The organism is Ralstonia insidiosa, from assembly GCF_008801405.1.
GTDB lineage: Bacteria > Pseudomonadota > Gammaproteobacteria > Burkholderiales > Burkholderiaceae > Ralstonia > Ralstonia insidiosa.
In genome coordinates this window covers 61,622-81,035 of record NZ_VZPV01000003.1, presented here as the reverse complement: position 1 = coordinate 81,035, position 19,414 = coordinate 61,622, and the positions used below count along the sequence as shown (strand labels likewise).

Below are 19,414 nucleotides of genomic sequence, written 5' to 3'. Positions count from 1 at the left end.
TCGGGTGGCATGCCTTTGCACGCCGTTCAAGCCGATCTTGAGGCGGGTCGCCTCGTTGAAGTGAAGATTGATGAAGTGCCGCCTGGCGGATTTGCCATGCAGATGTCGGCGGTCTATCCGACGGCATCGCCGCCTGGGCCTGCGGGTCGCTGGCTGATTGAGCGCCTGCGTAGCTGGTCCGCGCGGTAACGTCTGGCGCGCAGACTGAGCGGGCCGATGACATGACCTCAGTCCCCCGTGCGCGCATCGCGCCGCACCGCCTGAGGTGGACGGCCAAATCCACGCATGAACGCCTCACGCATATGGCGGCGATCTCGGAAGCCGGTTTCCCTGGCAATGACATCCAGCGGATGCCGGCCTTGCTCGACCATCAGCCGAGCGGCCTCCAGCCGCAGCCCCTCGATCGCCTTGGCGGGCGACTGCCCCGTTTCCAGCGCAAACACGCGACTGAATTGGCGCGGGCTCAAATGCACGGTCTCGGCCAGTTCTTCCACGGTCAGAGAACGGTGCAAATTCCGACGCGCATAGTTCAGTGCGTTCTGGATCCGATCCGACTTTGGCGCGAGATCGAGCATTTCAGAATGCTGCGACTGACCGCCCGCCCGGTGCTGATGCATGACCAGCTTGTGCGCCACAGAGCGGGCCATGTCCGCGCCCAGATCCTTCTCCACCATCGCCAGCGCCAGATCCAGGCCAGCCGTCATGCCGGCAGACGTCCAGATCGGGCCGTCGACGATGTAGATGCGGTCTTCCTCGACGTGGATGTCTGGAAAACGCCTCTGCATTTCCCGCCCGTACGCCCAATGCGTGGTGGCGCGACGCTGCGCCAGCAAACCCGCCTCCGCCAGCACGAAGGCGCCGGTGCAAATGCCGGCAACACGCCTGGCACGGCTGGCACCCTTGCGCAGAAACGAGACGATTTCGGCAGGGGCCGGTGAACTGACCGGGTCATTGACGCCAGCGACCATCCACGTGTCGACATCGCCCCTGCCGCGCAAGCTTCGCGTGCCGACCGAGAACCCAAGCGACGAGCGCACCTCTGCGCCGCTGACCGAGAAGTTGCCAAGTACATAGAACGGCTCACCGGCCGCCATGTTGGCGTACTCGAACACGGACTGGCTAGCCAGCGCCATGATCTGAAAGCCATCGCTGATCAGAAAGCCGATTCGGTGCATGCCCGTTCTCCGTCAAGCTGTGTCCTGAATCATGACTATATACGTCATTTCAGCCATGACCAATCAGAGCCAGAATGCATTCACGCATTCATCAACCCGCTTCACAACGGAGTGACGTCATGACCCAAGCACATCAAGGTACGGCCCTGATCACTGGCGCATCGTCGGGCATCGGTGCAGTCTACGCAGACCGCCTCGCCCGCCGGGGCTACGACCTGATCCTGGTCGCACGCAACCGCGACCGGCTGGCCGCACTGGCCGATCGCATCACCAATGACACGCAGCGCAGTGTCGAGATTGTCGATGCCGACCTCAACAACCGCACAGCGCTAGCGGCCGTCGAGACCAAGCTCAAGCAAGACGCAAGCATCACCCTGCTCGTCAACAACGCGGGCGTGGGGACGCACACGCCGCTGCTCGACAGCGATGTCGATGCAATGACGCGGATGATCGACTTGAATGTGACCGCGCTCACGCGGCTGACGTACGCCGCTGCGCCAGGCTTTGTCGCACGCGGCAAAGGCGCCCTCATCAATATCGCGTCCATCGTCGCCATCCGGCCGGAACAGCTCAACGGCGTCTACGGCGGCAGCAAAGCGTTTGTGCTTGCCTTCAGCCAGTCGTTGCACCATGAACTCGCAGACAAGGGCGTGCAGGTGCAAGCTGTGCTACCTGGTGCCACCGCCACCGATTTCTGGCAGATCGGCGGCCTTCCGCTGGAAAACCTGCCCAAGGAAATCGTCATGTCGGCAACTGATATGGTCGACGCCGCCTTGGTCGGATTTGACCAGCGTGAACTGGTGACGATCCCGTCATTGCAGCCCCGCGAAGAGTGGGATGCCTATGAAGCCGCGCGGCAGGCGATGTTCTCGCACCTGTCCAGCGCGACTCCTGCAGCCCGGTATGCGTAGGAAACGGCGTTCACTGCCTCCAGACATGCGGAGTACTCAGTCGTCGCTTGCCTCTGAAGAGGCAAGTCGACGACATCGCATTGCTCGAGCGGCCTCCGGCTGCGGTCAGCGCAATCGCATAAGATGGCCGATTCAAGGCCGCCTTTTTCAACGGCAACGCCGTTTCTCACCTTCAGGAAAATTTTTTCGTTCTCCGTATCAGGAATCTGTCAGTGCGGCGACCAAGTTGCACGGAACGCGTTTGCGCACTACCGCAGCGCACCGTACGGCAAAGACGGGCAATCACGCCCTGTCCCCGTCAATGACACCTGCTCAATCAAGGAGAACGAAAATGAAACAACAAGCCATCATCGCCGCCGCCCTGGGTAGCCTGCTCGCACTGGGCGCCCTGTCGACTCCGGTGCAAGCGGCAGACGCAACGGCCAAGGAAAAGTGTTACGGCGTAGCCAAGGCCGGCCAGAACGATTGCGCCAGCCCGGGCAGCGCCCACGCCTGCGCCGGCCAATCGAAGATCGACAAGGACCCGATGTCGTGGAAGTACGTGCCGGCCGGCACCTGCGCGCAGATGGGCGGCACGATGCAAGCGCCGTCCAAGTAACGCGTCTCACCGGTACGGCTAAAGCGAGCGGCACCACCGGGCAGCAGGTTATCGACGAGGTGTTGCTCAAGGCTCAGCCGTCCAAGAGATTCCTGACCATCGATCAGGTGGCCGCGCTTACGGCGTTTCTCGCAAGGGATGCGGCGGCCTCCATGACGGGCGTGGTGATGCCCATCGACGGCGGTCGGACCCCATGGAGACATCATGGCAACCAAGACAGCTCCCATGGCTCCCGTCGCTCCCGACAATGTGCGGCGGATCGGCGCTCAATCGCCCCTCGGACAAACGGTGCTAGTGCTGCAAGGCGGGGGAGCGCTGGGCGCATACCAAGCGGGCGTGTACCAGGCTATGCACGCGGCGGGTATTGAGCCGGACTGGATAGTTGGCACATCGATCGGCGCGATCAACGGCGCGATCATCATGGGAAACCCGCCCGAGCGCCGAATGGAGCAGTTGCACGCCTTCTGGGAACGTACGGAAATCCAGCAAACGGACTTGCAACGCTATTGGGCGAGCCTACTGGGCAACACGTTCACCAACCTGGGAACGTTCACGCGCGGACTCCCCGCTTTTTTCGCGCCTAACCCTGCTGCGATGTTGGGACAGTTTGCTGCCGTGGGTATCGACCACGCCGCCTACTACACCACGGCGCCGCTGCGCCAAACACTCTTGGACCTGGTGGACTTCGATTACCTGGCTCAGCGCGACCATCGCCTGACGGTAGGGGCGGTCAACGCCAATACGGGCGTGATGCGTTATTTCGACAGCCGCCATGAGCCGCTGCGCGTCGAGCACGTGATGGCCTCCGGTGCTTTGCCTCCTGCGTTTCCTGCTGTGCGCGTGGACGGCGAGCCCTATTGGGACGGCGGCATTTATTCCAACACGCCTGTGGAAGTCGTGCTGGATGACAACCCGCGCCGTGACTCCACCATCTTCGCCATCCAATTGTGGACACCGCACGCCAGTGAACCGCAGAGCTTGGCGCAAATCAGCGAGCGACAGAAGGACATCCAGTTCTCCACCCGCGACACGAGCCACGTGCAGCGTCAACAGCAAATCCACAAGTTGCGTCACATCATTCGCGAGATGAGCAAGCGCTTGCCCCCGAAGCTGCGTGACGACCCCGCCATCCGCGAGCTTGCGGCCTGGGGATGCGGCACAACAATGCACCTGGTGCGCCTGCACGCGCCGCGCCTGCCTGGAGAGGACGCGTCCAAGGACATCGACTTCACCCGCCAGGGCATTCGCACGCGCTGGGAAGCCGGCTACAACGATGCCTGTCGTGCCATCGCTCAACGGCCATGGACCACTCCAGTGGATCCGACGGACGGCGTGATGATCCACGATATCTCGTGATGTAAAACCAGTGATGAACGGCTTTATGTTGACGACTGCGCTGACATCAGTCTGCCTGCTGAGCGCAGGCGTGATGGGTTACGCCATTCAGCGCGGCGCAACCTGCACAGTCGTCGCGGTGACAGAAATACTCGACACGCGCCGCTTCGGGCGGCTGCTCGCCATGCTGGAGGCGTCTCTATGGGTGCTGGCCGTCATCCTCGGATTGAAAATGCTCGGCCTGCGGATGCCAATGCCTCAAGGATACGCATCGACTGGTTTAACGGTGGCAGGGGCGGCGCTGCTTGGCATCGGCGCGGCGGTGAACCGGGCATGCGTGTTCGGTGCTATCGCCCGCTTTGGCAACGGCGAGTGGGCCTACATTGCTACGCCCCCGGGATTTCTTGCAGGTTACTGGCTGGCCGCACATGTCTTTCCCTTCATGACTAACGCCCCTTTGCAGCAGGCCGCGCCAGCGTTATCGCTACCGGCATGGGCTGCTGCAATAGTGATGGCTGTCGTCGCCGCACGTGTTGCCTGGACGGTCTATCGCACATTCATCTGCGGTGCCAAATGTCAGGCTGACAATTTAGGCAATCGAAAGAGCTCGCCACGGGTCACCTGGGCAGCGCGGGCGTGGCATCCCTACAGTGCCACGCTCGTCATCGGAGTCACTTTCATTATCCTGCTGACACTGGCTGGCGCCTGGACCTACACCGATACCCTCGCGGATTGGGCGCTCGAGCGCATGAGTGCGGCCGCTCTGCGCGGCCCGCTATTGCTGGCGCTGTTTGCCGGGGCAGCCCTGGGAGGATGGACGGCAGGCCACTTTGTACCGACTCGCCCCACAGGGACGGCGATAGGTCGTTGCGCGTTGGGCGGGGCCCTCATGGGCATCGGTAGTTTCTGGATCCCCGGGGGCAACGACGGCTTAATCCTCACTGGCCTGCCGCTGCTGTGGCCGTACGCTTGGATTGCGTTCTGCACCATGTGCGTGGCGATCGCAGCCTATCAGTTGCTGAGCCGGCATGTCCGGGAGGGTCAGAACAACCGGCCGTAAGGTTGCCTGGCAGTTCTCGACATCCATCACGAGACCCAGCTCACGCTGGTTTCTCGTGACGGTCTGCGTCGCAGTTGTCCTTGTTGTTCCACTCTTCGCTTCATTTCCGTCCGCTTACGTATGCAAGGAAAGCGCCATGCTGAAGGGCCTAGCTATCACTCCACCCGCTATTGGGCGCATTTTCATTGGCAAAATCGCCCATTCTTTGTCAGGAATCGGCGGCGGCCGCGACCAATGTGCACCACGCCACCATCGACCGCTACGCAGCGGGACGTGGTGAGGTGAGTAGCGCTCTCTATGCCCAACCGCAACCCCCTACATTCATGCAAGATGCCATCACACAGGCGCTGAACGCCGCCCTAGCCCGCCACCGCACGGGAGACCTCGGCGCCGCTGAAACGGCATACCGCACCATCCTCGCGGCACATCACAACGACCCCGATGCCACTTATTTCCTCGGCCTGCTGCTGCACCAGACCGGCCGCAGCGACGACGGCATGGCTCTGGTCGAACGCGCGCTGCACCTGCAGCCGGATCGTCCCGAGCGCTACAACGAACTCGGCAATGCCCGCGTACAGCGGGGCGAATTGACCCAAGCGGCCGAGGCGTTCATCCACGCGCTCGAACTGAAGGCGGACGACAAGCTCATCTGGAACAACCTGGGCGCGACCATGCTGGCGCTGGGCATGGCGGACGACGCGGCGACAGCCTTCCAAAACGCCATCGCCCTCGACGCCGACTTTGCCGACGCACTGGAACACTATGCCAACCTGCTCAGCGCGCGTGGCCAGACACAGGAAGCCGCCCTGTACCATTGCCGCGCCATACTTGCCCGCCCCGAAATCGACCAGCCGGAACAACTACGCCGTGTAGCGCTTTACCGGCTGGGCCGGCACGCAGAGGCAGCAGAAATCTATCGGCGCTGGCTGGAAAGAGAACCGGACAACCCCATTGCACGCCACTTCCTTGCCGCATGCGCAGGCACCGACACCCCTCCACGCTGCGCCGACGCATTCGTAGAGCAGACGTTCGACGACGCCGCGCCGCAGTTCGACCAGAAACTGACCGGGTTGCGCTACCGCGGTCCGGAATATGTGGGCGATGCCCTGCGTCAGTTGGCCTTGCCGCAGGGCTCACTGGATGTGCTGGACGCCGGCTGCGGCACTGGCCTGTGCGCACCACACCTCGCGCCCGTGGCCCGAACGCTGACCGGGGTCGACCTATCGGCCGGCATGCTGGCGCTGGCGCAAGCTGCCGGGCTGTACCACCAATTGGTCAAGGCCGAACTGGGTGAATATCTCGGCACCCACCCTACCCAATGGGACCTGATCGTCGTGGCAGACACATTGGTCTACTTCGGAGGGCTGGAACACATCGCTAGCGCGATGGCCGCCGCCTTGCGGCCTGCCGGCCATGCGATCCTGACATTCGAGGCGCTGGACACCAGCAGCGACGGAACCGATTACGTGCTGCAGCCCAGCGGCCGCTACGCACACAAGCTGACTTACATCGAACGCTGCCTTGCCGACGCCGGCTTTACCGGAATCACCAGCCGGAGCGTCCCCATTCGTCACGAATTCGATCGCGAGATTGCAGGCTGGGTGGTCGTGGCGGAACTACCGCGTTGGGACCTTGCCGCACCAGTCGGCACCCGCTCCTGAACTGGACAATTAGAACGCCTTCACGACCCACCGAACCAGTTGTAGCCCTGGTCAACCCAATAGCCACCCGGAAACGTGTTGGTGACGAAGATCTCCATGATGTGCTTCGGATTCTTGTAGCCGAGTTTCGTCGGCATGCGCAGCTTCATCGGGAAACCGAATTCGGCAGGCAGCCGCATGCCGTCGTACTCGAACGTCAGAAGCGTCTGCGGATGCAAGGCAGTCGGCATGTCGATGCTCTCGTAGTAATCATCCGCACACTTGAAGCCGACGTACTTGGCGCTCGTATCGGCCCCCACTCGGCGCAGAAACTGGGCAAACGGTGTTCCGCCCCAGCGGCCAATCGCGCTCCATCCTTCAACGCAGATGTGGCGTGTGATCTGTTCGGCGTGCGGCAGCAAATACAGTTCGTCGAGCGTCCAAGTGCGCTTACCTGTGACCAGACCTGACACAGTCAATCGGTATGTCGATGCATCGACGTGCGGCACCTCCTCCATCGAGTAGAACGCGTTGAAGGGAAATGGCCGTGTCAGGTCGGCTTCGGTGTAGGTGGGGGCAAGGCGCTTGGGGTCAAACAGCCAGGCCTGCACACGGTCATTCATGCGTGAGACCTTCAACAGGAAATCATTGACCGAGGCGTCGTCTACGAGGGTGCAGCCTGTGAGCATCGTCAAACCACCAAGCGTGAGAATGCGCCGGTTGAACAGGCGCCGCGATGGCATCTCGAGTTCACGGCGCACGTCGATCTCGAGCGCGCGCCGGTCCAGGCGATAACGGGTGACAGCATTGCGGGGCTTCGATGGCATGGTGACTCTCCTTTCAACGCCCGCGGATCATTGCCAGCAGCGACCGAGGAACGAGCGCCGCCATCGTGACGTGGACCACAAAGAAAAGGACGAGGAACGCCATCGCCCAGAAATGCACGACACGGGCTGTGTCATAGCCGCCCAGCAGTGTGCGCAGCAGCGGGAACTGGACCGATTTCCAGATCGCGAGACCCGACAGCACAAGCAGAATCAGGTCGATGATCGCTGCCAGGTAGGCTGCGCGCTGGACCGCGTTGTAGACCCTCAGATCGCTGTGACTCAGCTTGCCGTGCAACGCTGCCAAGACATCGCGCAAGAGTGTTCCCGGCGTGACCGGAAAAAATTTCCGGAGGATACGCCCGGTGATGCACGCGAGCGTCAAGTACACCGTGCCGTTGATGAACAGCAGCCACATCGCCGCAAAATGCCATTGCAAGGCACCGCCAAGCCAACCCCCCAGCGTAATGCCGGCCGGAAACTCGAACCATTCATAGATTGGCGAAGCGTTGTAGATGCGCCAGCCGGACAACACCATCGTGATCGCCGCAAGTGCGTTCAGCCAATGGCTCACGCGCACCCACAGTGGATGAATCAACCGCACCGGAACATCCGGCGCGCGGGGAGCAGCAGGAACCGCACTCATCATGCAATCTCCTGAAAGGGACATGGCGGGCTGGTTGACTGGTCAACCGTGCACCGTCCTATCCCGCCTGTGGTGACGCCCTGATCGCAGCGCTCATTCACAGAGGGGCACCGCACCACTTGCTGGTCAAGTGGCGCGGCACTATCACCGTTACTGCTTCATCTCATCCTTTTTCATATCGCCCTTCATCTCGTCCTTCTTCATCTCATCCTTCTTCATCCCCCCCTTCTTCATCTTGTCCTTCTTCATGCCTTCCTTTGCCATCTTGTCGTGCCCCATCGCGTCTTTGGCCATCGGGGCTTCCTCTTTCTTGGGCATGGTATCGGTCTGTGCGAACACGGCACCGGTGCTAACAAAGGCGAAACCGGCGACACAAGCAGCAATCAGTGCTTTCTTCATGGTGCGACTCCTTGGTGGAAAAGGTGTGTGGAACGACTTAGTCGAACATCGTCACCAAAACTGACACGCGATCACAATTTTCTTGCCAACAAATGCATCCAATGCGTCACTTCTTATGGCTTGGTGACGCTATCGGAAGAATTGCGATGTGGTCATCGCTAAGCGTGCGACTCAACGCGATCCTGTGTCAACTAAAGGCATGCGCTCCAGACTTGCTTAAGCGGGCACGGGGTATGACTGAACGGCGGCGCAGCGCGAATCCGGCCACCGCTCACGGGGTAATGCCGGTGTCACCGGCGAGTCAAGCATTGGATTGACCAGGGTAGCCTGCTGGAGGCATCTGATCCGGACGCTCGGCATCCTCGCGCAGCAGGATCTGCGCGCGAAGATGCCGGCGTTGAATGGTGCTGATGTCAGCGCAGCAATTACGCAGCGGCACCCACCTCGGTGATCGCGCTATAGACCAGCGTGCGCAACTGGCGGCGCACCGGATACGCCGACGACGGCAACACCTGCGTCAGGAACAGGCCAATCAGATCCTCCTGTGGGTCGACCCAGAAGAAGGTGCCAGCGGCGCCCCCCCAGAAGAAATCGCCAGTGCTGCCGGGGACCAACGTGGCCAGCTGCGCCACCGTGGTGGCAAAGCCGAGCCCGAATCCCACGCCGTCATAGGCAGCCTCGCTGAACATCGAGCGCGGCGACATGCTGGAGATGCTGGCCCCGCCCGGCAGATGGTTGGCGGTCATCAGCGCCAGCGTCTTCGGCCCCAGCAGGCGCACGCCGTCCAGCTCACCGCCTTGCAGCAGCATGCGCGCGAAGCGCAGGTAGTCAGCAGCGGTCGACACCAGGCCACCGCCGCCCGAAACAAAGCTGGGCGGCTTCAGGTAGAGGCTGGTGCGCGGATCGTCTTGCAAAGCCGGCCGATCTGACACCGCCGTCGAACCAAGCGCCCCCACGGCGTAGCAGGCGCAGAAGCGAGATGCCTTCTCTTCCGGCACGTAAAACGCCGTGTCGACCATGCCTAGCGGATCGAATATCCGCTCCTTCAGGAAGGTCTCGAACGGGATGCCGCTGACCTTCCCAACGAGGTAGCCCAACACATCGGTGGAGACGGAGTAGTTCCAGGCCTCGCCCGGCGAGAACTCGAGCGGCAAGCCAGCCAGCTTCTCGATCATCTCGTCCAGCGTGCCCTGCGTGGCGATGTCGCCCAGCTTGAGCTGGCGATACGCCGCGTCAACGTTGGTGTTCTGGTGGAAGCCGTAGGTCAGGCCGGAGGTATGGCGCAGCAGGTCGACCACCAACATGGGGCGCGCGGTCGGGCGCGTCTGGAAGCCCTGCATGAAGCCACCGGCGTAGACGCCCAGGTTTTTCCACGCCGGGATGTACTTGCTGACCGGATCATCCAGCGCGATCTTGCACTCCTCGACCAGCATCATGATCGCCACGGACGTGACGGGCTTGGTCATCGAGTAGATGCGGAAGATCGAATCCTCGGCCAGCGGGACTTGCCGCTCGCGGTCAGCCTGGCCGAGCACTGAGTTCAGGACCCGCTCACCGCGACACCACACCTGGGTCAGGGCACCGGGCAGCTTGCCGGTGGCGATATAGGCGTCATCGATAAAGCGCTCAACCCGCCCGAGCCGATCCCTGGACATCCCATGTGTTTCGCTACGCCGCGCATCCATGCTTTCCCCTTGTACCTTGTATTCACAACTGCGCCGCTGGCGCAGGCTGACAATGGCATGCCGGTGCGTGGTGTTGCTGACCGCGCGTACCGGCCCGATGGCTGTGTGGTGGAGCGCAGGCATGCCCGGCTTCGCCACACGCCGCCATGATGACATTACCCGCGGCGCTCGATGCGCTTGCACCCCCGGAATGCGCTATTGCCATTCAGATTGATCAAGCTCTGGCGGCAGGCTCCAGGCTTGGCTTTCCGCGCGGAAATAGGCCATGACCTGATTCGCCTCGTGTTCCGTATCAATCAGATCGGGCAGACCCCCATCCACAGCCTCGGACATTGCATCCTCGTCAGAGGGATCGCGCATGCTGGCAGCCAGGACGCGCTCCAGCACCGCTGCCCGTGATGCCATGCCGATGTGCCGGTAGATGTTGGCGATCTCCTGCACGCGCGCCTCCCCAAGGTTGGGGATCGCTGTGTAGCCCTCATTGGCGAAGCCGTCCTCCAGGTCAAAGAGCGCGACAGCATGTTGGAAACCGATGGGGAGAGACCGCAGTTCGTCGTCGGTGTGGCCATGCCCGCTCCGACCGCCACTGGATAGCACGCACACCGGCAGATACTGCAACGCGTCGAAGAACAGGTCGTTGTCTTCGATGGTCCAGAACGCAAGCGGCAGGCGCTTGCCACCCAGTTCGCTTGCCCAGAACTTATGCAGCATGCCGCGCAACGTGAACAGTGCGGGAATCGTATAGATGGGAATGGGTTGGGTGTGGGGCATGGCGTTGAGCACTCGAAAAACGCGGCCATCAAATGCACGGCCACAAGGTCTGACATCACCCGCCTTTGCGCGAGTGCCTGCAAGCAATCGAACCACGCACACCATCCAATTGCCCAGCCCGGCACAAACCGCCGAGTTGGGCACTGCCGTCAGATATCAGATCGACAGGCAAAGCTTACCGAAATGCTTACCCGCCGCCTGATGGGCAAACGCCTCGGCAATGTCCTCCAGCGCGAACGTGCGGTCAATCACCGGCTTGATACCCGTTGCCTCGATCGCGCGCACCATGTCGCGCTGTTGGCTGCGGCTGCCGACAATCAACCCTTGCAGCGTCTGGTGGCGCAGCATCAGCTCAACGGTGGGCACCTGCCCGACAACGCCCGCCAGCACGCCGATCAATGCAATATGGCCGCCAGTGCGGCATGCACGGATGGATTGCGTCAGCGTGTCCGCCCCGCCGACCTCGATCACCTGATCGACGCCCCGCCCGTTCGTGTACTCCAGCACCTTGGCAGCCCAATCCGTGTCGCGGCGGTAGTTGATGGTGTGATCTGCGCCAAGTGCGCGAACGCGTTCCAGCTTCTCGTCGGACGACGACGTTGCGATGACCGTTGCGCCCATCCGCTTGGCGAACTGCAGCGCGAAGATCGATACGCCGCCGGTGCCGAGCACAAGCACGGTGTCACCGGCCTTCAATTGCCTGTCGACCACGAGCGCGCGCCATGCGGTCAGGCCTGCCGTGGTGAGCGTTGCCGCTTCTTCGTGGCTGTAGCCGCGTGGTGCGTGCGTGAACCAGTGTGCAGGGTGGACGACGCATTCGCGTGCGTAGCCGTCAACGCCATCGCCCGGCACGGTCTTGAAGTCCGACAGCGTCGGGCCGCCGTCCAGCCAGGTCGGGAAGAAGGTCGACACAACGGCATCACCCACTGCGAATTCACTGACGCCCTCGCCGATGGCCTCGACAACGCCGGCGCCATCGGACATCGGGATGCGGCCATCCGCGCTGGGCAAACGGCCGGTCACAACGCCAAGGTCATGAAAATTCAGAGAGCTCGCGTGAATGCGTACGCGGATTTCGCCAGGGCCGGGCGCGCCGGGGTCGGCAAGTTCGACCCGTTGAAGTTGATCCAATCCGCCGGGCTGGCGCAAGGTGATGGCTTTCATTGAAACGGTTCCTTGGGAGAGATCGAGACAGCGCCGCAGCCGTACACGGCAACGCAGCGACAGGGGAGATTGTCGAGCTACACATCGATTGCCGCAAGAACGTACAATTATCGCCAGTACTATCAATTTTGTAGGTACAAACCGAATGCGTCGCAAACCTCAAGGCATCAAGAGCGGCTGCGCGGTCGAGGTCACGCTTTCCGTGATCGGCGGCCTGTGGAAGCCCGTCATCCTGTTTCATCTGCTGGACGGCACGAAGCGCTTCATGGAACTGACGCGGCTGATTCCCAACGCCACACAGCGCATGCTGACGCTGCAACTGCGTGAGCTGGAAACCGACGGCATCATCGTGCGGCACGTTTATCCGCAGGTGCCGCCCAAGGTCGAATATGCGCTGACCCCGCTTGGGGAGTCGCTTGCACCGGTGCTGATCAGCCTGCGCGACTGGGGGCAGTCGTACCGGGAGCGCGAAGTGCCGGACGCACTGCCAGAGGCTGTAGAGGCTTAGCCACCCCATCTCCTGCGTTGTTACAATTCTTCTTTGACAAAATCTGACTTGTCAAATACTGTGCAGTCCAACAACGCAACGAGCAGGCCATGAAGCACTACAACCGCGACAACTTCCAACTCTTGCAAAGCGTGGGGTTCTACATCACCCGGGCCCGCAACCTGACCGGGATGGAGCTGGACGACGCACTGAGCCCGCTGGACATCACGAGCCAGCAGATGGGCATTCTGTTGTCGGTGGCGCGCGATATTGCCAATACGCCGTACGAGCTCTCCAAGCTGCTCGGCATAGATACCGGCTTGATGACACGCACGCTCGACAAGCTCGAGCTCAAAGGCCTGCTGGTCCGCAGCCGCAGCCTGGAAGACCGCCGTGTGGTCAACCTGGAGCTGACGGCCAAGGGCGCAGACATCGCCAACCAGGTGCCCGACATTGCCGCCGAGGTGTTGAACCACCGGCTGCAACGCTTCTCCCCCGCCGAGTTTCAGGAATTCCTGCGCTTGCTGAAGAAATTTGCGGAGTGAGTCTTACGGCTCATTTTTTTATCCATTTATCTGACAAATCAGAAAATGCAAAATCAAACTAAACCCGATCGCCTGCTCCGCCGTCCTGCCATTGCGCTGTCGGCCGTGTGCATGGCCGTGCTGGCCGGCTGCGCCAACTACGCCGGCATGCATAGCGACAGGCAGATGATTGAGCCTGACGGCCTCGCCACCACGCAAAGCCTGCCGGCCGAACAGGGCCGCTGGCCCGCCGCAGGTTGGGACGACCAATTTGGCGACGCGCAGCTCAAAACGCTGATCGACGAAGCCCTGCAAGGCAGCCCGTCGCTGGAGATGGCTCGCGCCCGCGTGGCCGCCGCAGCTGCCGCCAGCGAAGGCGCCAACGCCAACACGCTGCCGCAGGTCTCAGCCAGCTACAGCATCAACCGCCAGCGCTTCTCGGAAACCGCCCTCGTGCCGCCGCCGTATGCGGGCGCCTGGCAAACCGAGAACAAGGCCGCAGTCAGCGCCTCGTACGATCTGGACCTGTGGGGCAAAAACCGCGAGGCGCTGAAGTCTTCCGTTTCGGCCCTGCGTGCGAGCGAGGCCGAGACCGAGCAGATCAAGCTCACGCTCTCCACCGCCATCGCCCGCGCGTACAACGATCTGGCCCGCCTGTACGCACTGCGCGACATCGCTGCAGACCAACTCACCCAGCGCCAGCAGGTGCTGCGGCTCACGCAAGGCCGCGTGACGATGGGCCTCGATACCGATGTGGAAAAGAAAGGCGCAGAAGCCGATGTCGCCAGTGCTGAAGCCACCATCGCCTCGCTCGACGGCAGCGTGCAGCGCGTGCGCTACCAGCTCGGCGCGCTGCTGGGCAAAGGGCCAGACCGCGGCCTGGCCATCACCCGCCCCACGTTGGGCGTGGGCGACACGGTGGCGCTGCCGGACAACCTGCCCGCCGATCTCGTCTCCCGCCGCCCGGACCTCGTGGCTGCCCGCTGGCGCGTGGATGCCAGCACGCACGACATTGCCGTGGCCAAGGCCGACTTCTATCCGGACATCAACCTTGCCGCCGCAATCGGCTTGGACGCCTTCGGCTTCGGGCGCTTTCTGACCGCAGCCAGCCGCACCGCCAACGTGGGGCCCGCCATCCACCTGCCGATCTTTGACGGCGGCGCGCTGCGTGCCCAGCTCAAGGGCCGCTATGCCGACTTCGACTACGCCGTCGCGCACTACAACGACACGCTGGTCAACGCGTTGTCCGACGTGGCGACACAGCTCTCGGAAATCCGCTCAGTGGACAACGAACTGGCCGCCAGCGTGCGCGCACAGGACGCCGCCCGTCGCGCATTGCAACTCGCACTCGCGCAGTACAAGGGCGGACTGACCACACAGCTCACCGTGTTGCACGCGCAGGCCAACGCGCTGACGGCCGACCAGCAGGTCGCCAGCCTGCGCATGGCGCGCCGTGACCACCAGATTGCGCTGGCCTCCGCTCTCGGCGGCGGTTACCAGGAAGCACCGCAGAACACGCAAATCCGCTGAACCACCGTCTCCCATCCACATTGCCGGACCAAACAGGTGCCCAAATGAACGCCCCGATCCAGAACGAAACGCAGGCCGTTGCCGAAGCCAACGCCGCCCCGACCACCCGCCTGAAGACCCGCCGCAAGGTGCTGCTGATTGCGCTGGGCCTGGCCACCACCGTGGCCGCTGCCGGCTATGGCGCGTACTACCTGAGCGTGGCCCAGTACCACGAAGATACTGACGATGCCTACGTCAACGGCAACCTCGTCCAGCTCACGCCGCAGGTGTCGGGCACCGTGGTGGCCGTCAATGCCGACGACACGCAGATCGTCAAGGCGGGCGAGCCAATCGTCTCGCTGGACCCGGCCGATGCGGAAGTCGCGCTCGACAATGCCCGCGCCCAGCTTGCGCAGACGGTGCGCCAAGTGAGCAGCCTCTACGTCAACAACACCGTGTACGCCGCCACCATCGCCCAGCGTGAAGCGGATCTCGCACGCGCACGTGACGACCTGCGCCGCCGTACCACGGTTGCCGAAGCGGGTGCCGTGTCTGCCGAAGACGTCGCCCATGCGCGCGACACCGTGCGCGCCGCTGAAGCCGCGCTGGACACCGTGCGCCAGCAACTCGCCAGCAACCGCACCCTGACCGCCCAGACCACGGTGGCCGAACACCCCAGCGTGCAGGCCGCCGCCGCCAAGCTGCGCGACGCTTACCTCGCCAACGCACGCAACACGCTGCCCGCGCCGGTCACAGGTTATGTAGCGCGACGCTCGGTGCAGGTCGGCCAGCGCGTCGCCCCGGGCACGCCGATGATGGCCATCGTGCCGCTGGACGGCGTGTGGGTCGACGCCAATTTCAAGGAGGTGCAGACGAAACACATCCGCGTTGGCCAGCCTGTTGAACTGCGCGCAGACATGTACGGCAACTCGGTCACGTATCACGGCAAGGTGGCGGGCTTCTCTGCCGGCACGGGCGGCGCATTTGCCACGCTGCCCGCGCAGAACGCCACCGGCAACTGGATCAAGGTCGTGCAACGCCTGCCGGTGCGCATCCAGCTGGACCCGGCAGAGTTGCGCGAACACCCGCTGCAGATCGGCCTGTCGATGCAGGTGGATGTGGACACGCACGGTGCCGCCAGCATCCCGCGTGCGCAGCCGGCAGTGCCGCTCAACACGGCCACGCGCACCGATGTGTTCCGCCGGTATGGCGAAGACGCCAACGCCGAGATCGCCCGCATCATCGCGCAGAACAGCACCCTCGATGCCCGTTCGCAAACGCAGCTCGCCCGCGCAGACGCACCGCGTGCGACGGCCCCGCAGATGTAAGCCGCCCCTTTTTTCCCCAACTATCTGACAAGTCAGAAAAATTGACGCAGCCTCTGCGAGGTCATCATGGATGCACAAGCCAATACCGAACCCGCACCGCTCACCGGCGGCAAGCTGGCGCTCGGCTCCCTAGCCGTGGCGCTGGCCACGTTCATGAACGTGCTGGATTCGTCGATTGCCAACGTGGCGATCCCAACCATTGCCGGCAACCTGGGCGTGTCGGTGGATGAAGGCACCTGGGTCATCACGCTGTTTGCGGCAGCCAATGCGGTGTCGATTCCGCTCACGGGTTGGCTGACGCAACGCATCGGGCAAGTGCGCCTGTTCGTGGCGACCATTCTGCTGTTCGCGCTGTCGTCGTGGCTGTGCGGCTTGGCGCCCAACCTGCCGGTGCTGCTGGCTGCGCGCATTCTGCAGGGCGCGGTGGCGGGCCCGATGACGCCGCTGTCGCAGGCCATCCTGCTGGGCTCGTACCCGAAACAAAAGAGCGGCACGGCACTGGCGCTGTGGGCCATGACGGCCACCGTCGGCCCGATTGCCGGCCCGCTGCTGGGCGGTTGGATTACGGACCGCTACTCGTGGTCGTGGATCTTCTACATCAACATCCCCGTCGGCCTGTTTGCCGCGGCGGTCACGTGGTTCCTCTACCGCGATCGTGAATCGGCCACGCGCAAGCTGCCCATCGACAAGATCGGCCTGGTTTCGCTCATCACCTGGGTGGCGGCGCTGCAGATCATGCTCGACAAGGGCAAGGACCTGGACTGGTTCAACTCGCCGTTCATTGTCGGGCTGGCGGTGGTGGCGCTCATCGCGTTTGTGTTCTTCCTGATCTGGGAACTGACGGACCAGCACCCCATCATCGAACTGCGCCTGTTTGCGCGCCGCAACTTCCTCTCGGGCACGGTGGCCATCTCGGTCGCCTATGCCGTGTTCTTCGCCAACCTGGTGATCCTGCCGCAATGGATGCAGCAATGGCTGGGCTACCCGGCCGTCAACGCTGGGCTGGCCACCGCGCCGCTGGGCATCTTTGCCGTGCTGCTCACGCCGGTGCTGGGCCGCATCTTGCCGAAGTCCGACATGCGCGTGCTGGCAACCCTCGCCTTTGCCGGCTTTGCGGGCGTGTTCTTCATGCGCTCGGGCTATACCGCCAATGTGGATACGTGGTCGCTGGTGTTGCCGACACTGCTGCAGGGCATTCCCACCGCAATGTTCTTCGTGCCGCTCACAGCCATCATCCTGTCGGGCCTCCCGCCGGAAAAGATTCCCGCTGCTGCCGGCCTGTCGAACTTCGTGCGGGTGTTCTGCGGCGCGGTGGGCACATCGCTCGCCACCACGGCATGGAGCAACCGCACCATCCTGCACCACGCACAACTGGCCGAACAAAGCAGCGCGAGCAACCCAACCTATAACGCCGCGCTGGACGGCATCCGCGCCGCGTTCGGCTTCAGCCCGGCTGAGGCACTCGCCTACTTCGAGCGTGGCCTGGATGCACAAGCCTCCATGCTCGGGCTAAACGACATCTTCTGGATCTCGGGCGTGATCTTCTTGGTGATCGTGCCGCTCATCTGGTTGGCCAAGCCCGTCAAGGGCACCGGCGGTGGCGCGGTGGCCGCGCATTGAAAGCCCATGCATTCACGGAGCCAACGATGTTGCAGATCCCCCCCATGCCAGATTCGGCCGTGCTGCTGGATGTGCTCGTCTCGGTCAATCGGTTGCACAGCACGCTGCAGCAACGCGTGACGGAGATGCTGGGCAGCACGGGGCTCTCGATCGCGCAGTGGCTGCTGCTTTGCCACTTGCGCTACGCAGCCGCCGGCACGCTGACGGAAATCGCCGTGACGCTGCATCGGGACATCGGCGGGCTCTCACGTGCGGCCCATCTGCTTCAGTTGCGCCGCCTGATTTCTGTCACGCGCGGCGCGGAGGATCGGCGCAGCGTCCGGTTGTCGATCAGCGCGCCCGGCATCGCACTTTGCGAGTTGTTGGATCAACAGATAGCCGAGCGCCTGACCAGCGCGCTGACCGCCAGCATGGGGCTGCAATCCGTGCATGCGCTGCGGCACCTGATGGAAGGCGCTGCCGCATCGCTCACGTAGCGCACGTATCGTCGTGCCGCTTTCAACGTAGCGCGATTGCGGGAATAGATACCGACCTATATAGTCCCGTCGCGTCAACAGCGGCACGCCAATCAGAACAACCTTTGCTGCGTCGCTGGCTTGTTTCCGTCTCTTAATGTTTGGCGATTTCCACGCTCGCCAGAGACTGCGTCCTCTCCAATCGTCTTCCATCGCGCTCTTGATGCGCGCTCTCGCCATGCCTACGTTTGCAGCCCCCGCCGCACAGACTTCCCTGCGCCAAGCCGTGCTGGCGCTAAGCCTCGCGGTATCGTTGCCCGCCATCGCACAAACAAGTGCCACAGCACCGCGCGTGGTTTCCGAGATGAAGGGCATCCTCGTCAAGGCAACCACCGCGCTGCCCAAAGCAGGCGGCAGCGCAAGTGACCGGGAGGATTGCCCGCAGCGGGTCATCCAGCCGAAGTCGGCCGCTGCCAAGCAGGTGGCCGCGCAGGGCTGGGCCGTCATGGCCGACGTGCCGCTGGGGCCCTACCGCGCCGTGAGCTTTGCGGGCCAGATGCAGGCCGGCACCAGCGGCACCTGTGCCGCTACGCAAGGCAACATCGCGGTGTTCAGCAATGACAAGCTGATCGCGCTGGCCTACGGCAAGTCGGCAGACGACACCGCCATCGGCAACCTCGTCCCGCTTGAGGGCGGCACCGTGCGCCTGTGGGATGGCGACATCGTTCCCGCGCCCGCGGGCGACCTGCATGTCGACGCCGACGGCACGGTGCGGCTGACCAAGATGGCTGACGAAGACACCGTCTGCCAGGGCCGCGCCAAGCTGCCGAACGTCTATGGCATGTCGATCGACAAGGCACGCAAGGCGCTGGCTGCCAAGGGCTGGAACCCGGTGCGTGCCAAGGCCAGTGGCGACCCACGGCAAGCGGCGCAGTTCAAACACGGCATCATCGAAACCGACGACTGCTCGGGCACGGGCATGGCCTATTGCAGCTACAGCTACGCCGGCCCGGCCGGCAAGCTGTCGCTGGAAACCGCTGGCGAAGATGACCTGCCGAGCGTGTCGGGCTACAGCGTCAAGTGCCGTTGAGCGCCCTGGCGCTCAGCCGCTCAGTTGTGTTTCGCGACGGATGAGCGCTGCCGTGAGCGCATCCTTGCCTAGGAAATGCTGATTAGCGCGAGCCGATGCTGACGCCCGCGCGTCGGGCCTTGACGCAAAGCACCGGTTGAGCACGAACGCGCCACTGCCCTGGCACACAACGGGCGAGAGCACGGGGCACGCA

21 protein-coding genes are annotated in these 19,414 nt (G+C 63.2%); 14 read left to right on the top strand and 7 right to left on the bottom strand.

From position 1 onward, the window contains the following. The first annotated feature begins 9 nt into the window (after nt 1-9). Nucleotides 10-189 (top strand): type 2 periplasmic-binding domain-containing protein, encoded by a 180-nt coding sequence (locus F7R11_RS22515; protein WP_064807674.1) that lies wholly within the window; start codon nt 10-12, stop codon nt 187-189. Nucleotides 190-227: 38 nt separating this feature from the next. On the opposite strand, the gene F7R11_RS22510 is transcribed toward F7R11_RS22515, so the two are convergent. After that, the gene (locus F7R11_RS22510; protein ID WP_064807676.1) at nt 228-1,175 is read right to left on the bottom strand and encodes a GlxA family transcriptional regulator; all 948 of its coding nucleotides are present in this window, start codon (nt 1,173-1,175) and stop codon (nt 228-230) included. A gap of 119 nt (nt 1,176-1,294) precedes the next feature. On the opposite strand from F7R11_RS22510, the gene F7R11_RS22505 reads away from it, so the two are divergent. The 6 genes from F7R11_RS22505 to F7R11_RS22480 all read left to right on the top strand — a co-directional run bounded on the left by F7R11_RS22505 (nt 1,295) and on the right by F7R11_RS22480 (nt 6,740). Continuing rightward, complete coding sequence (locus tag F7R11_RS22505) at nt 1,295-2,086, top strand: SDR family NAD(P)-dependent oxidoreductase (RefSeq protein ID WP_064807678.1); 792 nt, start codon at nt 1,295-1,297, stop codon at nt 2,084-2,086. Nucleotides 2,087-2,417: 331 nt separating this feature from the next. Further along, nucleotides 2,418-2,684 carry a BufA1 family periplasmic bufferin-type metallophore gene (locus F7R11_RS22500; protein WP_064807680.1) on the top strand — a complete coding sequence of 89 codons (267 nt, stop codon included), beginning with the start codon at nt 2,418-2,420 and terminating at the stop codon, nt 2,682-2,684. Next, nucleotides 2,618-3,052, top strand: a complete 435-nt coding sequence (locus F7R11_RS27355) for an SDR family oxidoreductase (protein ID WP_257784475.1) — start codon at nt 2,618-2,620, stop codon at nt 3,050-3,052. The genes F7R11_RS22500 and F7R11_RS27355 overlap by 67 nt, the downstream gene beginning before the upstream one ends. Beyond that, nucleotides 2,934-4,040, top strand: coding sequence for a patatin-like phospholipase family protein (locus F7R11_RS22490; protein WP_238500893.1), 1,107 nt, complete (start codon nt 2,934-2,936; stop codon nt 4,038-4,040). Before F7R11_RS27355 ends, F7R11_RS22490 begins: the two co-directional genes overlap by 119 nt. A gap of 25 nt (nt 4,041-4,065) precedes the next feature. After that, nucleotides 4,066-5,079, top strand: a complete 1,014-nt coding sequence (locus F7R11_RS22485) for a YeeE/YedE thiosulfate transporter family protein (RefSeq protein WP_064807690.1) — start codon at nt 4,066-4,068, stop codon at nt 5,077-5,079. 323 nt (nt 5,080-5,402) lie between these two features. Continuing rightward, nucleotides 5,403-6,740 (top strand): tetratricopeptide repeat protein, encoded by a 1,338-nt coding sequence (locus F7R11_RS22480; protein ID WP_064807692.1) that lies wholly within the window; start codon nt 5,403-5,405, stop codon nt 6,738-6,740. A 20-nt stretch (nt 6,741-6,760) separates the two neighbouring features. Here F7R11_RS22480 and F7R11_RS22475 read toward each other — a convergent pair whose 3' ends face one another. The 6 genes from F7R11_RS22475 to F7R11_RS22450 form a co-directional block, all read right to left on the bottom strand. Continuing rightward, nucleotides 6,761-7,546, bottom strand: coding sequence for a molybdopterin-dependent oxidoreductase (locus tag F7R11_RS22475; RefSeq protein ID WP_021193730.1), 786 nt, complete (start codon nt 7,544-7,546; stop codon nt 6,761-6,763). A gap of 13 nt (nt 7,547-7,559) precedes the next feature. Beyond that, complete coding sequence (locus F7R11_RS22470) at nt 7,560-8,192, bottom strand: cytochrome b/b6 domain-containing protein (RefSeq protein WP_064807694.1); 633 nt, start codon at nt 8,190-8,192, stop codon at nt 7,560-7,562. Between the two features lie 147 nt (nt 8,193-8,339). Beyond that, complete coding sequence (locus tag F7R11_RS22465) at nt 8,340-8,588, bottom strand: pentapeptide MXKDX repeat protein (protein WP_064807696.1); 249 nt, start codon at nt 8,586-8,588, stop codon at nt 8,340-8,342. Nucleotides 8,589-9,013: 425 nt separating this feature from the next. Beyond that, nucleotides 9,014-10,273, bottom strand: a complete 1,260-nt coding sequence (locus F7R11_RS22460; protein ID WP_064809067.1) for a serine hydrolase domain-containing protein — start codon at nt 10,271-10,273, stop codon at nt 9,014-9,016. Between the two features lie 195 nt (nt 10,274-10,468). Continuing rightward, nucleotides 10,469-11,044 (bottom strand): heme oxygenase-like domain-containing protein, encoded by a 576-nt coding sequence (locus F7R11_RS22455; protein WP_064807698.1) that lies wholly within the window; start codon nt 11,042-11,044, stop codon nt 10,469-10,471. A gap of 156 nt (nt 11,045-11,200) precedes the next feature. Further along, a complete protein-coding gene (locus F7R11_RS22450; RefSeq protein WP_064807700.1) occupies nt 11,201-12,208 on the bottom strand; it encodes a zinc-dependent alcohol dehydrogenase family protein in 1,008 nt (335 codons plus the stop codon). 145 nt (nt 12,209-12,353) lie between these two features. Here F7R11_RS22450 and F7R11_RS22445 point away from each other — a divergent pair, with 145 nt between their 5' ends. The 7 genes from F7R11_RS22445 (at nt 12,354) to F7R11_RS22415 (ending at nt 19,221) form a co-directional block, all read left to right on the top strand. Beyond that, nucleotides 12,354-12,716, top strand: a complete 363-nt coding sequence (locus F7R11_RS22445) for a winged helix-turn-helix transcriptional regulator (protein ID WP_021193724.1) — start codon at nt 12,354-12,356, stop codon at nt 12,714-12,716. Nucleotides 12,717-12,805: 89 nt separating this feature from the next. Further along, nucleotides 12,806-13,240 carry a MarR family winged helix-turn-helix transcriptional regulator gene (locus F7R11_RS22440; protein ID WP_064807702.1) on the top strand — a complete coding sequence of 145 codons (435 nt, stop codon included), beginning with the start codon at nt 12,806-12,808 and terminating at the stop codon, nt 13,238-13,240. Nucleotides 13,241-13,285: 45 nt separating this feature from the next. After that, complete coding sequence (locus tag F7R11_RS22435; RefSeq protein ID WP_064807704.1) at nt 13,286-14,749, top strand: efflux transporter outer membrane subunit; 1,464 nt, start codon at nt 13,286-13,288, stop codon at nt 14,747-14,749. 44 nt (nt 14,750-14,793) lie between these two features. Continuing rightward, nucleotides 14,794-16,056: an HlyD/EmrA/EmrK family protein gene (locus tag F7R11_RS22430; protein WP_064807706.1), complete on the top strand. Its 1,263-nt coding sequence runs from the start codon at nt 14,794-14,796 to the stop codon at nt 16,054-16,056. 66 nt (nt 16,057-16,122) lie between these two features. Next, the gene (locus F7R11_RS22425; protein ID WP_064807708.1) at nt 16,123-17,676 is read left to right on the top strand and encodes a DHA2 family efflux MFS transporter permease subunit; all 1,554 of its coding nucleotides are present in this window, start codon (nt 16,123-16,125) and stop codon (nt 17,674-17,676) included. 26 nt (nt 17,677-17,702) lie between these two features. Beyond that, nucleotides 17,703-18,152: a helix-turn-helix domain-containing protein gene (locus tag F7R11_RS22420; RefSeq protein ID WP_064807710.1), complete on the top strand. Its 450-nt coding sequence runs from the start codon at nt 17,703-17,705 to the stop codon at nt 18,150-18,152. Nucleotides 18,153-18,369: 217 nt separating this feature from the next. Next, complete coding sequence (locus tag F7R11_RS22415; RefSeq protein WP_064807712.1) at nt 18,370-19,221, top strand: PASTA domain-containing protein; 852 nt, start codon at nt 18,370-18,372, stop codon at nt 19,219-19,221. Nucleotides 19,222-19,414: the final 193 nt, after the last annotated feature.

Bases quoted from the DNA above. Each gene is read 5' to 3' on its own strand.
- F7R11_RS22435 (WP_064807704.1), top strand. From the start codon at position 13,286: ATGCAAAATCAAACTAAACCCGATCGCCTGCTCCGCCGTCCTGCCATT.
- F7R11_RS22455 (WP_064807698.1), bottom strand. From the start codon at position 11,044: ATGCCCCACACCCAACCCATTCCCATCTATACGATTCCCGCACTGTTC.
- F7R11_RS22425 (WP_064807708.1), top strand. From the start codon at position 16,123: ATGGATGCACAAGCCAATACCGAACCCGCACCGCTCACCGGCGGCAAG.
- F7R11_RS22460 (WP_064809067.1), bottom strand. From the start codon at position 10,273: ATGGATGCGCGGCGTAGCGAAACACATGGGATGTCCAGGGATCGGCTC.
- F7R11_RS22440 (WP_064807702.1), top strand. From the start codon at position 12,806: ATGAAGCACTACAACCGCGACAACTTCCAACTCTTGCAAAGCGTGGGG.
- F7R11_RS22430 (WP_064807706.1), top strand. From the start codon at position 14,794: ATGAACGCCCCGATCCAGAACGAAACGCAGGCCGTTGCCGAAGCCAAC.
- F7R11_RS22480 (WP_064807692.1), top strand. From the start codon at position 5,403: ATGCAAGATGCCATCACACAGGCGCTGAACGCCGCCCTAGCCCGCCAC.
- F7R11_RS22415 (WP_064807712.1), top strand. From the start codon at position 18,370: ATGCCTACGTTTGCAGCCCCCGCCGCACAGACTTCCCTGCGCCAAGCC.
- F7R11_RS22445 (WP_021193724.1), top strand. From the start codon at position 12,354: ATGCGTCGCAAACCTCAAGGCATCAAGAGCGGCTGCGCGGTCGAGGTC.
- F7R11_RS22500 (WP_064807680.1), top strand. From the start codon at position 2,418: ATGAAACAACAAGCCATCATCGCCGCCGCCCTGGGTAGCCTGCTCGCA.
- F7R11_RS22485 (WP_064807690.1), top strand. From the start codon at position 4,066: ATGTTGACGACTGCGCTGACATCAGTCTGCCTGCTGAGCGCAGGCGTG.
- F7R11_RS22510 (WP_064807676.1), bottom strand. From the start codon at position 1,175: ATGCACCGAATCGGCTTTCTGATCAGCGATGGCTTTCAGATCATGGCG.
- F7R11_RS22470 (WP_064807694.1), bottom strand. From the start codon at position 8,192: ATGATGAGTGCGGTTCCTGCTGCTCCCCGCGCGCCGGATGTTCCGGTG.
- F7R11_RS22420 (WP_064807710.1), top strand. From the start codon at position 17,703: ATGTTGCAGATCCCCCCCATGCCAGATTCGGCCGTGCTGCTGGATGTG.
- F7R11_RS22465 (WP_064807696.1), bottom strand. From the start codon at position 8,588: ATGAAGAAAGCACTGATTGCTGCTTGTGTCGCCGGTTTCGCCTTTGTT.
- F7R11_RS22450 (WP_064807700.1), bottom strand. From the start codon at position 12,208: ATGAAAGCCATCACCTTGCGCCAGCCCGGCGGATTGGATCAACTTCAA.
- F7R11_RS22505 (WP_064807678.1), top strand. From the start codon at position 1,295: ATGACCCAAGCACATCAAGGTACGGCCCTGATCACTGGCGCATCGTCG.
- F7R11_RS22475 (WP_021193730.1), bottom strand. From the start codon at position 7,546: ATGCCATCGAAGCCCCGCAATGCTGTCACCCGTTATCGCCTGGACCGG.
- F7R11_RS22515 (WP_064807674.1), top strand. From the start codon at position 10: ATGCCTTTGCACGCCGTTCAAGCCGATCTTGAGGCGGGTCGCCTCGTT.